Raw genomic sequence first — 14,668 nt, 5'->3', positions numbered from 1 at the left:
ATTAATTTCCTGTCTGGTTTAATTTGGCTTCAATTTGAGTCAGCGCATCAATTTTCTTTTGTAAGTCTTTGCTTTGCCGGCGCAGTCTGTCTAATTGTTCTTGCTGTTGTGCATTTAAACGCGATAAGGCAGTCACTGCAGATTCACTTTCCAGCAACTTCTGGTTATAGGCTAAATCCCAGCGCAATAAATCGGCTAAGCCTTTAGGTAAAGTGGTCAGTTTGTCACTTAACTGAGTCTGAGCGGCAAAACGCACCGCATAAGGGCTCTCAGGATGCAGTTTAATCAATAAAGTTTGTAAGGTGGTCACAGGGTTAGTTCTGAAGCTTCGTAATAATAAATCCCGCTCCGCCACAGGCATCAACAACAACTGGGCGCGGAAATCACGCCAGGCTTGTAAAGTTAAAGCATCGTCAGCTATGGCCAATTCAGCTTTGACAGGTTTAGGAGGTTCCACCAGCTGGGTTTGTGCAGGTTCCACTTTTGGTAAAGTTTTATTCACCACAGGCACTACAGGTTTTACACCCTGACAGGCTGTTAACGCCAAACAAAGGCCAAGACTTAACCAAACTTTCATACCGCATCCTCAACTAAAGGTAAACGCACCTGAATACACACATCGGCGTAACTGACATCGATAATTTCTGCCAGACCACCTAATAAACGGGCGCAGTCGGCGACAATAGATAAACCTAAACCTGAACCTTGCACAGCGTCAAAACGAGGGGCTTTGCCGCGCTGGAAGGGTTCAAACAATTTAGCCCGCAACTCAGCAGGAATAGGAGTGCCGTTATTCGCCACGTCTAACAGCATAAATTTATCATGCAGGCGTAAATTGACCCAGACATTACTGCCCTCAGCACCGTACGCCTGTGCGTTGTTAATCAGGTTATCCAGAATACGCCTGAACAACATGGAGTCGGTGTAGATACGTGACAACTGGCAGTCCAGCACAATTTTTTGCTCACGTTGCTGCAAGGATAACGCATGATCATTAAAGCAGTTTTGCAGCAGAGTTTCGCTGTCATGCCAGTCAAACTCGGGCTTGGCTTGTTGCAATAACTTGTTGTAATCCAACAGCTGTTCCGTCAGTACACTTAAACGGTCAGCGCTGCCATTGAGTAAACTGACCACTTCCATTTGCTGCGGGTTCAAAGGCCCAACCAACTGCTCGCTTAACAGAGCGCAGCCTTCACGGATACTGGATAAAGGGGTTTTTAATTCATGGGATGCATGGCGTAATAAAATCAGTCGCAAGGCTTCCAGTTGCTGTAAACGAGATGCCAGCCAGCGTAACTGCTCACCTAGTTCAGTCAGTTCACGTGGACCATCTACTTTGTCATGTGGGAAATGATGACTGGCCTGCCCTATAGAACGGATCATGGTATCCAGCATTTTTACCGGCGCGGTGATACGGGCTGAAGCCCAAAGCACCATTAGCAAAGTCAGCACCACTAAAGCAACGGTTTGCCAGGCGAGATGACTTTGTGCTTCTTCGGCATAGACTTGCTGCTGCTGTAATCGTTGCTCCAGCAAAGCCCAGATCACTTGCGTCAGTTGCACCTGCTGCTGACGGATTTTTTGCAGAATAGGACTCAGTTCTTCATTACTTTCATGCAGATAGCTGTCAAACAACAACTCCAGTTGCTTTTGCTGCTGCGCACACAGCACAGGCTGACCCAGATTCAGACAAACAGAACCCAGGTTCTGTTGGTAGTTATTAAGGTGAGTGGCCGCCAGTTGCGACAAGGCATCGGTTTTCAAAATGCTGAATTGCAATACGGAACGTTCAATGTCATTCACCAGCTTTTGCATATTTTCAGCACGGCGCACATTAGCCACCGAGCTTTCAGCTTCGGCTATGGCATAACGGCTGACATCAGATAAAGCACTATGACTTTGCCACAACAAAACCCCAAGTGGGATTAGCGCCATAAAAAAGCTGAGTAAAACAAACTGCCGCAAGGAAGCAGGCTGAACAGGCATTCGCATCAGGACAGGGTTCCACGAAAAATCAGGCGCTTATCATAACGGATTTACACAGGGACGTAAAAAAATCGTCTGGAACGATTTTTAACAGCTTTAGCTGGCCCGAAGGGTAAGCGCCATGGATGGCAGCGAATAAAAAATCGTCAGGAGCGATTTTTAACAACGCGAAGCGTTGGCCCCTTGGGGGTGAGCGCCAAGGATGGCAGCGAATAAAAAATCGTCTGGAACGATTTTTAACCCGTAGGGGCGCGGGCTTGTCCCCGCCCGTCTCAAATTCCAATCCAATGTGGGTAAGCGTCATGGATGGCGGCGCATAAAAAAAGCCAGTCGGAGACTGGCTTTTCATCAATTCACAGCAACTAATTAGTTAGTGGCTTGTTCCAGCGCAACTGCAGTGCGTGCTTTACGTACTTTAGCAGCAGTGCGGGCATAAGCATCAGCAGCTTGAACACGCTCTAACTCTAAAACTGCATTGCCGTTTAAATCAATTTTACGCATGTAGGTTACGAATACAAAAGCGTTAACCATGAAGAATGCGATAGCTGCGATTAAAAATAAGTCCATAATTCACCCCGTCTTTACTACTGTTCATTTCAGCGTTTTGCTGAGCCTGCCGGTAAATTAGGTAAGAGTAACAACATCGTACCTCTTACCTAATTTACCGTTACGAACTAATAAATGCAGAGTCCGTGCCAAGTTTTAAAATTAATTTTTAAACGTTAAATATCAATAACTTAAATTAAATTAATTTCATTTCCAGCTGAAACTGAACAGAAACTCCAAAAGATCTGTCGCTAATTAGCAACAGCAAAACAGAGCTTAAAATAATACTTATATATTTCAATAGCTTAGCATGTATGCTTTTTGCGACACTTTTATCAGCATTTATTAAGAAGAGATAATTTTATTAAATTTCAATAACTTATAAAAAATCAAAAATGCAGATTCTAGAGTAAAAGGGGGTAAATACGCGGAGTGTTTGATTCGGCTCAGAGTAAAATCAAATTTGGGATTTAATTTTACTCTGAGCCGCATGAAGCAGCTTAGTTAATAAAGCCGTATTTTTGCGCGACTTTATCGAAGTACTCTAAACATTGTTTAGCGTACTGGCGCTTTTCTACATAGCTGCCCGGAAAAAAGCTTTTCTTAAAGCCGTAGGCCACCATATCTTTTAGGCGCTTCAGCGGAATATCAAAGTTATCCAAAGCCAGTTTGTATTCGCGGCTGACTGTCGTATTCGACACCAGTCTGTTGTCGGTGCAAATCACTGTGACAATACGGTGATCCAGCATATCGCCGAGCTTATGCGCTTTAATGTCGCTGATACCTGGATTAGTCTGCAAATTGCTGGTTAAACAGACTTCAATAGCAATACGTTTGTCGGCTATATAAGAGGCCAGCTCACGAATATACTTTTGTTTATCTTTGATGGACGGGTCCTGGATCATCTCCGGCACAAACAACGAATAGCCGTGGCCTATACGGTCGGCATAACATTCGGTAATGGCCTCAAACACACTTTCAGCGCCATAAGCTTCACCGGCGTGTAAGGTTTTCAGTAAAAAGTGCTGATGAGCAAACTCATAAACTTCTTTAAATTTGCTGGCCGGATAACCAGACTCCTGCCCAGCTAAGTCCAAAGCCACTATTGGAATTCCTGCTTCATCCCGCAACCGCACACTGGCACGCACTAATTCCATCGCCGCCAGCTTAATGACTTCAATAGGACTAAAATCCCGCATCAGCTGGAACAAGTTGGTGTAATAAGGTGAAAAACCTTTGTCGCCAAACATCCGCATGGCGCAGTTGATAATGCCGTAGGCAAAAGGCGGTTTGTCGCCGTTGAGAACCACAGCCTGGCTATTGTATTCCTGCTGAGCTCTTTTCAGACCATTGTTGACGGCATGCATCACACGGTCAAAATCTATGCCTGTTGGCAGGTCGATTAATAACTGAGGAGCAAAACGTACTTCAATGTAGTTCACACCTTCAAGCTGGTTGTCGATGGCAAGCTCGTACGCAGCGCGTTCCAGATTATCCATATCACGAAGCACTGCACAGGTATATTGGAAACAATGTAGGTATTCGCCCAGATTCTGGTAGCTGTCTTTAAACACCAGCTCTTTTAAGCCTTCCACCGTTTGACTCGGCAGTTTCACACCGGCTTTAGCAGCCATCTCAATCAGGCTGTCTAAACGTAAGCTGCCATCTAAATGCAAATGCAGATCGGATTTTGGCATTTCTTTAATGAAATCAAGAGAGTAAAAATGCATAACAGAATAAACCTGCAAAATAAGCAAAGTGTTTTAGTTATAGCAGTTAAGTGGCAGAACAGGAATTTAAAAGGGGATCTATACGGAGTAACAGAAGATAAATGGTGCCCGGGGCCGGACTTGAACCGGCACGCCCTTTCGAGCGAGGGATTTTAAATCCCTTGTGTCTACCGATTTCACCACCCGGGCATGAGCAGAGCGTGTTTGATAACACTGGCAGAACGGGGCGCATTTTATGCTGAATAACAGGCGTTCGTCATGTGTTTTTCATAAAAAAACTGAAAAAACGCATCAACCGCCTAATTTTTCAACAAAAACAACCGTATTTAGCTGCTATAGCTGCAAAAACCAGCGTTCTGAAAAGCGCTGTCGACAAAAAATACTTAGATATTTAGCCGTCTATACTGTTGCAAAGCAAAAAGTGCCGTGATATTACTAATAGCAGTTGTATAAATTAAACCCAATGAAGACTCAGACAACAATGAATTTAAACCAGCGTTTCGCTAACCTGCTCACTCTCCTCGTGCTCCTCAACAGGCCACGGGGCTTTGTGCATTGGTAAAACGACTGTACCAGTAAACCAAAAACCCCGTGCCACAGGCCGGGGTTTTTTGTTTTAACCAAGGCCACCAAAACGGGTTTTAATCAATTAATGAGGAAAATGTGATGAGTGGTCAGGACAAAATCTGGATTTTTGATACCACCTTAAGAGACGGCGAACAGGCATTGCGTGCCAGTTTAAGTCATAAGCAAAAAATTCAGCTGGCTCATGCAATTGCCCGCTTAAATGTTGATGTGATGGAAGTGGGTTTTCCTGTGTCATCGCCAGGTGATTTTGAATCGGTGCACAGCATAGCGACACAAGTCAAAGGCCCTATTATTTGTGGTTTAGCCAGAGCTGTCAGTGCTGACATTGAAGCTTGTGGCCAGGCCTTGGCTAATGCCGAACGTCGTCGTATTCATACCTTTATCGCAACCTCACCTTTGCATTTGCAGTACAAATTACGCCGCACTTTGGAACAGGCTACTGAGCAGGCTGTTGCCGCTATTCAGTTAGCCCGCCGCTATACAGACGATGTCGAGTTCTCCTGTGAAGATGCAGGCCGCACTCCTATTGATGATTTATGCCGTATTGTTGAAGCCGCTATTAAGGCTGGTGCCCGTACTATTAATATTCCGGACACTGTGGGTTACACCATTCCAAACGAATTTGCCCGCATCATTACCGACCTGCGCAATAAGGTACCCAACATTGATCAGGCTATTTTAAGTGTGCACTGCCATAATGACTTGGGTTTGGCTGTGGCGAATAGCATCACAGCAGTTCAGGCTGGTGCGCGTCAGATTGAATGTACAGTCAACGGTATTGGTGAGCGCGCAGGTAACTGTTCATTAGAAGAAGTGGCGATGATTATCAAAACCCGCCCGGACATTCTGCCGTTTTACACTGACATTAAAAGCACTGAGATTTACCGCAGCAGCCATTTGGTCAGCCAGATTTGCCATATGCCGATTCAGCCAAACAAGGCTATTGTCGGTGAAAATGCCTTTGCCCACTCCTCAGGTATTCACCAGGATGGCGTATTAAAGGCGCAAAACACCTACGAAATCATGTCTCCTGAGCAAGTCGGTATTCGTCAGAACGAATTAAACCTGACCTCCCGCTCTGGCCGCGCTGTGATCCAGCATCGTTTAAGCGAAATGGGTTACACCAATGAAGATTACAACTTAGACGAGATCTACAAAGCTTTTGTCACTTTAGCCGACCAAAAAGGCCGTGTTTTTGATTACGACTTAGAAGCGCTGGTGTTTTTCCAGAACTTACAGGACACCAACGAGCCGTACAAACTGGAATTTTTGAGCTCTTCCACTCATACCGGCCATGTCGCCAGCGCCACTGTAGGCATCAGCATTAATGGCGAAACCCATACCGAAGCAGCTACAGGCAATGGCCCGGTAGAGGCTTCATTCCAGGCCATTCAGCGGATTGTTGGCACTGACGTCAAGATGGTCGACTTTAACTTACAGGCTAAAGGCAGTGGTGAAGATGCTTTGGGCCAGGTAGATATTATTGCCGAACATCAGGGCCGCCGTTATCACGGTGCAGGCTTAGCCACTGACATAGTGCGATCTTCAGTGTTGGCTTATGTGCACGTATTAAATTTAATTGAACGCAGCAAACAGGTAGACGCCGCTAAGCAGGCTCGCCGTTTATCTGAATCACAGACAGAGAAGTAACAATGAAACACTATAAAATTGCCGTATTAGCCGGAGATGGTATTGGCCCTGAAGTGATGGCTCAAGCGTTAAAAGTACTGGCTGTGGTGTCTGATAAATTCGGATTCAGCATTCAAAGCACTGAGGCTTTAATAGGTGGCGCTGCTATTGATGCAACGGGCGTGGCTTTACCTGAAGCGACTTTGGATTTATGTAAAAACAGTGATGCCATTTTATTTGGTTCAGTAGGAGGCCCTAAGTGGACCAGTCTGCCGCCAGCCCAACAGCCAGAACGGGCTTCGTTATTGCCACTTCGTAAAACCTTTGATTTGTTCTGCAACTTACGCCCGGGTCAGATTTACCCTGCTTTTGCTGAGTTATCGCCTTTGCACCCAAAAATCAGCAGCCAGGGCATGGATATTTTATGTGTGCGTGAACTGACAGGTGGTATTTATTTTGGTGAAAAAGGCCGTACTGAAGACGCAGCTTTTGATACCCAAAAATACAGTGTCAGCGAAATTGAACGTATCAGCCGTGTTGCTTTTGAAGCAGCCACTAAACGCAAGAATAAAGTGACCTCTATCGACAAAGCCAACGTGCTGGCAACCAGTGTGTTATGGCGTGAGGTGGTGGAGCGTGTTGCTAAAAACTATCCACAGGTGCAGCTGGAACATATGTATATCGACAACGCCGCTATGCAGCTGATTCGGGCGCCGCAGCATTTTGATGTGTTGTTATGCGACAACCTGTTTGGCGATATTTTGTCGGATGAAATTGCGGCCATTGCTGGTTCTTTAGGTTTATTGCCTTCAGCCAGCTTAAACGGTTCCAACTTTGGTTTGTACGAACCAGCTGGTGGCACAGCGCCAGACATCGCAGGCAAAGGCATTGCCAATCCAATAGCACAGATTTTAAGTGCCGCCTTAATGTTGCGTTACAGCTTCGCCGAAGAAGCCGCAGCTCGTGCTATTGAGCAAGCCGTTGCCAGTACCTTAGAGCAAGGCATAGTCACGCGGGATATTAATTCAGCATCGAATTACGGTACAGCAGATGTAGGCGCTGCAGTGATTGCTGCCTTAAACGCTATTGATACAAAGAGAGCTTAATGATGGCCAAAACCTTATATCAGAAAATTTACCAAAGCCATGTAGTGGCTCCGGTCAATGGCAGCACCGACTTGTTGTTTGTAGACCGTCATTTAATACATGAAGTCACCAGCCCTCAGGCTTTTGCTGGTTTGCATCAGGCCGGCCGCACTGTACGCCGTCCGGATTTAACCTACGCCACTATGGACCATAATGTCTCGACTCAGCTGCGCAGCATAGATGCAGCGGGGGAAACATCCCGCAAACAGCTGGAAGCTCTGGCAGCCAACTGCAAAGAATTTAATGTGCCTTTGCTGGATTTAATGCACCCGGATCAGGGCATAGTGCACGTGATTGGCCCTGAGCTGGGTTTAACCCAGCCTGGTATGATTATTGTCTGTGGTGATTCCCATACCTCCACTCACGGTGCTTTTGGCGCAATCGCCTTTGGCATTGGTACTTCTGAAGTAGAACATGTGCTGGCGACTCAAACCTTGCAGCAGCAAGTGGCGAAGACCTTAAAAGTGGAAGTGACAGGTTCTTTATCGCCTTTTGTTACGCCAAAAGACGTTATTATGGCGGTGATAGGCCAATTAGGCACAGCTGGTGGTAATGGTTATGTGGCTGAATTTTGTGGCTCTGCTATTCGTGGCATGAGCATGGAAGGCCGTATGACGCTGTGTAATATGAGCATCGAAATGGGCGCTAAAGCAGGTTTAATAGCACCGGATGAGGTCACTTTTAGCTATTTAAAAGGTAAACCTCATGCGCCACAAGCAGAGCACTGGGATGCAGCAGTGCAGTATTGGCAAAGCCTGTACTCAGATGCTGATGCAGTCTTTGATAAAACAGTGACTATTGCCGCAGAAAACATCAGACCTCAAGTGACCTGGGGCACGAATCCAGAGCAGGTTATAGCAGTGGATCAGCCAATTCCTTCCCCTGAATCCTTCAGCGATTTAATTAAAGCCGATGCCGCGCGCCGTGCTTTAACTTATATGGGCATAGAAGCAGGCCAGAAATTAACTGACCTGAAAGTCGATGTGGTCTTTATTGGTTCCTGCACCAATAGCCGGATTGAGGATTTGCGTCAGGCTGCTGCCGTGGTGCAAGGCAAACAGGTGGCTTCCGGTGTACGCGCTTTGATAGTACCAGGCTCTGGTCAGGTCAAACGTCAGGCCGAAGCTGAAGGTTTAGCTGATATTTTTAAAGCCTCTGGTTTTGAATGGCGTGAACCAGGCTGTTCTATGTGTTTAGGTATGAACGACGATCGTGTTGAAGCAGGCCAACGTTGTGCTTCCACCTCAAACCGCAACTTTGAAGGCCGTCAGGGCCGTGGCAGCCGCACTCATTTGGTCAGCCCCGCTATGGCAGCAGCTGCAGCTATTGCCGGTCGTTTTGTAGATATTTCTTATGTAGAGCGCGCAGAAGGAAGTTACCAATGAGCCAGATTTTTGCACAAGGGCTGGTCTGCCCTTTAGATAAAAACAATGTCGATACCGACCAGATTATTCCGAAGCAGTTTTTAACTTCGGTTAGTCGCGACGGTTTTGCAGAGGCGCTGTTTTACGACTGGCGTTATCTGGCGAATGAGCAGCCTAACCCTGACTTTGTGTTAAACGAACCTGCGTACAAAGGAGCCTCTATTCTGCTGACCCGCGCCAACTTTGGCTGTGGTTCCAGCCGTGAGCACGCGCCATGGGCTATTCAGCAGTATGGTTTTAACGTGGTGATTGCCGAAAGCTTTGCCGATATTTTCTTTAATAACAGCATCAACAACGGCATGTTACTGATCAGCCTGAGTGCATCCAATATCGAGTTTTTATTCAGTCGCTGCCAACAAGGCACACAAGAATGGAAAATTGATTTAGCAGGCCAGCAAATTATTCTGGGCAATAACGCTGCTGTGGGTTTTCAGATTGATCCTGATATTAAACAGCGTTTATTAAGTGGCCTGGATTTTATCGGTGCCAGTGAACAGTTTGCCCCACAAATCAGCAGTTATGAAAAACAACGTGCCACAGCGCAGCCTTGGTTAGGTTAAAACCGATAACAAAGTTTTTGTACAACCAACGGGAGAGGATAAACCTCTCCCCTACAATTACACTGCCGCCCATCCAGCCATCCAGCCGTAAACTACTGATTTATTTGAACTACTTGCTTATCAGAAAAAGCGGGTAATACTTGGCAAAGTAGTACCAGACAGTATATAGTTTCATTATTATCAATTTTACTAGTTCACCTATTAACCTCTAAGGGGTATTTTTATGAAAAAGCTCGTTACATTAGCAGTAGTAGCAAGTGCTTATTTCGCGGCAGCGCCGGCAGCTTTGGCTCAGGATCAATGGGTCACCTCTTTGTGTGAATACACCAAAGCCGACGATAAAAACCGCGTCCGTAAAGTATTATCCGATAACAAAGTGAACCTTCGTAAGATCTACGATGCAATTCAATGCAATGGCGATTCACTGATTAAGTTTGCAATGCGCAGTGACGCTTATGAAACAGGTTCGTTTTTTGTGAAACAGATGCCAGCTAAAGCTTTAGTGGCAGAAGATCTGGAAACCTGGGCTACTGCCAACGGTTTTGCTGCATCTCCGCTGATTAACGATATCAAAGCCCGTATCGGCCAGGACTAATATAGCCTTCGTACTTGAAGCGTTCGGGCGGGGATAAACCCCGCCCCTACGTTGCCTGCGCTCTTCGCCCCAGTCACATAGGACAACTATGCTCCTGGGGTCTCAATCGCTTGCCGCCTCGCTACAACTCCAATTACTTTGGCTATATGTGCTGCTTTGAAACCATCGACAGCACCTGCGTTGCCTGCGCTGTAAAGGGTAAAGTGTTTTGAAACGGTTCCTTAAGGAGCCGTTTTTTTATCCTTGTCCAAAGCTTCACGTCTTTTATGATAAATCATGCCTAATACCCAAAGTATCAATGGGATAAAACCTGTCAGTAACAGCAAAATTTTATAGAAGTCTCCACCTACTGCGGCTATATGTATTGGATAAATCAGTTGGCTAAGTTGTTTGCCCTGCCCCATCTCCGTGGCTTTTTGCACAGATAAAACACTGGAACTGGCAGGTTCAAGTTTGATCAGAGTGCGGCCATTTGGATGCCACTCTGCGTTCAGCTGAGCACGGATTGATAGTTCCTGTTCTGCTGTTTTGCGAAAACTGACTAAACGTAAAACCCCTTCAGGTAATTGTTGTTGCGCGGCGGGCAACCATAAAGTCCACTGACTTTGAGTCACGGGATAAGATGAAACAACAGAGACAGGAGTTTTGACGACTGGATCGTTAAACAACCAGCTTAAGCCTTGCTGTACTTGCTGGTTATACACCATAGCGGTACCGCTCAGGATACTGAGTAACAGCAGTGGCGCTGCCCAAAACGCAATAACAAAGTGCCATTGCCTGGACCAGCGGATAGCAGGAGCAGACAAGGGTAAACGCCACAAGCGCCAGCCCCAATGCCTGGGCCAGCTCTGCCATAAACCAGATCCAATCAGCAGCAGTGCCAATAATCCCAGCACCCCAATAATTTGTTCACCCAGCTCAGCACTGAATAAATGCAGATGAAATTCATAAAACCAGCCGATGAAATCTTCATACTGGCTGCGGCTTAGCAATAATTGACCCGAAGCGGACCAGTACTCTAAAGTGCCATCCAGACGGGCGAGTTCAAGCCATGGCCGTTCAGTGTTGGCAAGCCGGACAAAGTTGTAGTCGGTCTGAGGCAAAGCATCTAATACCTTGCCCCAGGTGACTAAGTCGCTGACCAAAGGCTGCTGAAGTTGTGGATAAAGCCATTGCAGCAACGAATTTTTATAAAGTAAAACAGCGCCTGTCAGGCTGGCAGGCACCAGCCATAAGGCTAAAATCAGGCCAAAAACCCGGTGTAACTTTTTGGCCACTCTCATCCGTTAAAATCCTTAAAACGCCATCTGCCAATTCAGATTTAAAGTGCGGCCTAAACCGGCAAAATAACTGCTGTTGGCAGGAGTAGTTTGTGAATAATAGGTAATGTACTGTTTATCCAGCGCATTCTCCAGACCCAAAGTCCAGCTGCCCCAATTGTTTGTGTCATAACGGCCGGATAGATCCAGCGTATGGTAACCATCAAAAGAAGATCCGTCGTTATAGTCGACGTCAAACAGCTGACTGAGTTGCACTCTGCTGCTCAACTGCATCGGCCATTGCTGTAACCAGTACAGGTTTAAGCGTTCAGGGGCAATATTAATGCCGCCTAAATCTTTATCGACCTGACCATCGTTGTTACTGTCATAACGGCCATCTGTGCGGGCATAAGTGAAACCTAAAGAGCTGTTATCTGTCAGATTGTATTCGCCTTCAGCTTCAAAACCTGATATTTCAGTTTGCTCACGCATCACGCTGTAAATACCATCGGCATCGGCTTGTAAACGTGAGCCTAAATCGGAGTCTGACTGGAAATAACTCAGTTGCAGGCGGTAATTATCTTCTGTTAATTCAATACCGACTTCAGCGTTATCAGAGACCACAGGTTGTAAGTTCAGAAACTGAGCCACAGACTGGTTCGGTTTATTAATGGCACGCAGTACCCGACCTACATCCGGCATACTAAAACCTTCGCTGTAGCTGGCATACACACGGATACTGTCAGACCACTGATGCACCACACCAAAGTTTTTCAGCAGTTCGTTAAAGCTGGGCTCGCCACCAGTGACAAAACTGCTGTTGGATGAAGCAAGTGTCGTAAAGTCGGCGACAGATAACTGGCCGTATTCATAACGGGCGCCAGCACTGAAAGTCCAGTTTTTAATCTGGTTGTAACGCAGCTGGACAAAAGGTGCGTAGTTAGTGAATTCAGTTTCAGGCACCCAGTTTCTGTTGGTCATCACCAGTTCCTGATAAGTGCTGTCCTGCAACCAATCCAGACCAGTGCTTAAATCCACGCCCGTATCCGCTAAATCAGCACGGAAATACGTCAGACGACTGCCAACTTTTTCTGAGATATTTTGGGATTGATCAAAAATAGCTGCACCTAAGGCAGGGTCCTGAAACACTGCTGCTCTGCTGCCGCCAAACATAGAAGCAAAGTCCTGCGCAAATAATTGCAGATTTAACTGACCGCCAGCTATGTCCTGATGCTGATAATCCAACGAAGCCGAAGTCACTTTATTTTGGGATGGCTTGCCTTCAGTAACTCCGCGCGCTGAAGTGGTAGGAATACCTGCGGCAGCATTACCATTCACTGTGACGTAGTTATTATTACCTTTTAAATCAAAGTGATTAATCATCAACTGCAGACTTTGAACCTTAGTCATCTGCCACTTACTTTTGATAAATAAGTCGACCGTATCGGAATCCATGGTATCCCCCTGAGTGGTATCCACTCCGATAGGATTACCATTACCATCCAGATACAAACCTGTTTTATTAAAAGCAGCGCCTGTAACTAAGGAGACATCATCAAACTGTTCGGAAAACAGATAACTGGCTTTATAACCTTGAGTGTCCGATCCGCCTGCTGTTGGCACTGAACCAGATAAACTGACCTGATGTTTATGCTCGCCCGGTGATTTGGTAATGATATTGATAATGCCACCACTGGCGCCCATGCCCTGAATAGCGTTAGCACCACGTATAATTTCAATACGTTCAATCATCGAAGGGTCTATGGTATTGCCGTCACGCGAACCATTACGTAAAGGCGTGGATTGCGGCACACCGTCAATCATATACAGAGGTTCGCGGCCACGAAGGGTTTCGCCATTGGCTGTTAATTTTTGTCGGCTAGGTGAAAAGCTGGGTAACAAATTACCCAAAATTTGCGATAAGTCCTGAGTCACAGCCAACTGAGATTTTAACTCTTCCTGATCGATCACCGTAATAGTGGCAGGTACTGTACTGACGGGATAAGAAGAGCGGGTCGCTGACACACTGATGGTTTCAATTTCAGTGGTGCTTTCTGCAGCCAGCAACGGCAATGGTAAGGCCAAAGCCATAGCTAATCTGGATAACTTCATAACTTCACCTAAGCTAACAAAAATGGTTCGCATTTATAAATGCGAACCATTCTTATGTCAAGTCAGATAAGACAGGGCAGTGGCTTAATTTGAATTGGCAGTCAGACTTAAACTGGCGAAGCTGATGAAATCTTCAGCCGTCTCAATTCCTGCCATTGCAGAACCATCCTGCATTTGAGAAAAAGTAGGGGGTTGTTGGAACTGGAAGCTGAGTTTTAAGCGTTCAGGTTTTTGTAAGAAATTCAGCACAGGCTGACGAATAGACTCTGGGATCTGTTGGTTGTGTTGCAAAGCAGCGCTCAGTTGCTGCTGTGTACTGGCATAATCCGTGGTGATTTGTGCCGCAGCCAACTTATCAAACAGTTGTTGTAAAAACTCTTTGTTTTCTATTTCAAAGGAGCCATTGGCTACACCAATAACACCCACTTTTTTCATTAAACCCGGCAAATAGTCTGGCTGCTCAGATTGCTGCTGCTGTTGTTCAGGTGTCAGCCCATGTATGTTTTCCGCAAATTGCCATAAGTCTGTCACGCCAGTTAAAGCAAAACGGTAATTCAGGCTGAAATGATGATCGACCCGCAGTTCCTGCTGGAAGGTCAGCTCCCCTGTTTTTGCTTTGTACTTGTATTGATAACTCAGCTCCATCAGCAATGTAGCCAGATAATCAGCTAAATCTTTTGGCACCGAAGCCAGAGCCTGAGGGGCTAGTTTTAAATCTTTTAAGCGGGCAGCACCATCTTCGGGTAAACCATCACGCTGTAACCCAATGAGTTCCACTTCACCTACAGTGACTAAATCTCCCATGCCTGCAATGCCTATATGCAAGTCACGGATTTTGTAGCTTGAGGTAATGATATTGGCCGACAATTTACTGTAGCTCATATGAATAGGCGGCATATCGCCTTGTTCGGCTAATTGCAGGTACTGCTGATTACTGCGTTCGATATGGCCAGCCATCAGCTGCTCCGCATGATGATTCGCATATAAAAAACCAGCCACAGCACTGGCAGACAAAACCAATGCAGCACCTAACCAAACTTTTTTACTCATATTCCCTCTTCCCTCAACAAAACTAACGGCGCCATACTAGCATG

General features: G+C 46.1%; 12 protein-coding genes and 1 tRNA gene. 5 read left to right on the top strand and 8 right to left on the bottom strand.

Translation table 11 applies throughout. The annotated features are described in order from the left end of the window. Position 1 precedes the first annotated feature (1 nt). From LSG34_RS11535 to LSG34_RS11515, 5 genes are all read right to left on the bottom strand, one after another. Complete coding sequence (locus LSG34_RS11535; RefSeq protein ID WP_233009250.1) at positions 2-577, bottom strand: YtzC family protein; 576 nt, start codon at positions 575-577, stop codon at positions 2-4. Further along, positions 574-1,992: a sensor histidine kinase gene (locus LSG34_RS11530; RefSeq protein WP_233009249.1), complete on the bottom strand. Its 1,419-nt coding sequence runs from the start codon at positions 1,990-1,992 to the stop codon at positions 574-576. Before LSG34_RS11530 ends, LSG34_RS11535 begins: the two co-directional genes overlap by 4 nt. 360 nt (positions 1,993-2,352) lie before the next feature. After that, complete coding sequence (locus tag LSG34_RS11525; protein WP_233009248.1) at positions 2,353-2,553, bottom strand: hypothetical protein; 201 nt, start codon at positions 2,551-2,553, stop codon at positions 2,353-2,355. A 479-nt stretch (positions 2,554-3,032) separates the two neighbouring features. Then, positions 3,033-4,262: an adenosine deaminase family protein gene (locus tag LSG34_RS11520; protein ID WP_233009247.1), complete on the bottom strand. Its 1,230-nt coding sequence runs from the start codon at positions 4,260-4,262 to the stop codon at positions 3,033-3,035. A 102-nt stretch (positions 4,263-4,364) separates the two neighbouring features. After that, a tRNA-Leu gene (locus LSG34_RS11515) sits at positions 4,365-4,451 on the bottom strand. 477 nt (positions 4,452-4,928) lie between these two features. Between LSG34_RS11515 and leuA the strand changes: the two genes are divergently transcribed. The 5 genes from leuA (at position 4,929) to LSG34_RS11490 (ending at position 10,203) form a co-directional block, all read left to right on the top strand. Further along, positions 4,929-6,500, top strand: a complete 1,572-nt coding sequence (gene leuA, locus LSG34_RS11510; protein ID WP_233009246.1) for a 2-isopropylmalate synthase — start codon at positions 4,929-4,931, stop codon at positions 6,498-6,500. A 2-nt stretch (positions 6,501-6,502) separates the two neighbouring features. Beyond that, positions 6,503-7,585, top strand: a complete 1,083-nt coding sequence (gene leuB, locus LSG34_RS11505; RefSeq protein WP_233009245.1) for a 3-isopropylmalate dehydrogenase — start codon at positions 6,503-6,505, stop codon at positions 7,583-7,585. Further along, positions 7,585-9,009: a 3-isopropylmalate dehydratase large subunit gene (gene leuC / locus LSG34_RS11500; protein WP_233009244.1), complete on the top strand. Its 1,425-nt coding sequence runs from the start codon at positions 7,585-7,587 to the stop codon at positions 9,007-9,009. The genes leuB and leuC overlap by 1 nt, the downstream gene beginning before the upstream one ends. Continuing rightward, positions 9,006-9,608 (top strand): 3-isopropylmalate dehydratase small subunit, encoded by a 603-nt coding sequence (leuD, locus tag LSG34_RS11495; protein ID WP_233009243.1) that lies wholly within the window; start codon positions 9,006-9,008, stop codon positions 9,606-9,608. The genes leuC and leuD overlap by 4 nt, the downstream gene beginning before the upstream one ends. 223 nt (positions 9,609-9,831) lie before the next feature. Further along, entirely contained in the window at positions 9,832-10,203 is a 372-nt protein-coding gene (locus LSG34_RS11490) for a DUF3718 domain-containing protein (RefSeq protein ID WP_233009242.1), read from the top strand. A gap of 221 nt (positions 10,204-10,424) precedes the next feature. Here LSG34_RS11490 and LSG34_RS11485 read toward each other — a convergent pair whose 3' ends face one another. The 3 genes from LSG34_RS11485 to LSG34_RS11475 form a co-directional block, all read right to left on the bottom strand. Next, a complete protein-coding gene (locus LSG34_RS11485; RefSeq protein WP_233009241.1) occupies positions 10,425-11,486 on the bottom strand; it encodes a PepSY-associated TM helix domain-containing protein in 1,062 nt (353 codons plus the stop codon). A 12-nt stretch (positions 11,487-11,498) separates the two neighbouring features. After that, on the bottom strand, positions 11,499-13,574 hold the full coding sequence (locus LSG34_RS11480) for a TonB-dependent receptor (protein ID WP_233009240.1): 2,076 nt from the start codon (positions 13,572-13,574) through the stop codon (positions 11,499-11,501). An 84-nt stretch (positions 13,575-13,658) separates the two neighbouring features. After that, positions 13,659-14,624, bottom strand: coding sequence for a hypothetical protein (locus tag LSG34_RS11475; RefSeq protein WP_233009239.1), 966 nt, complete (start codon positions 14,622-14,624; stop codon positions 13,659-13,661). Between the last annotated feature and the right edge of the window lie 44 nt (positions 14,625-14,668).

This window comes from Rheinheimera faecalis (assembly GCF_021290965.1).
Lineage (GTDB): Bacteria > Pseudomonadota > Gammaproteobacteria > Enterobacterales > Alteromonadaceae > Pararheinheimera > Pararheinheimera faecalis.
Note: the sequence above shows the minus strand (reverse complement) of the source record. Positions and strands in the feature narration are given on the sequence as shown.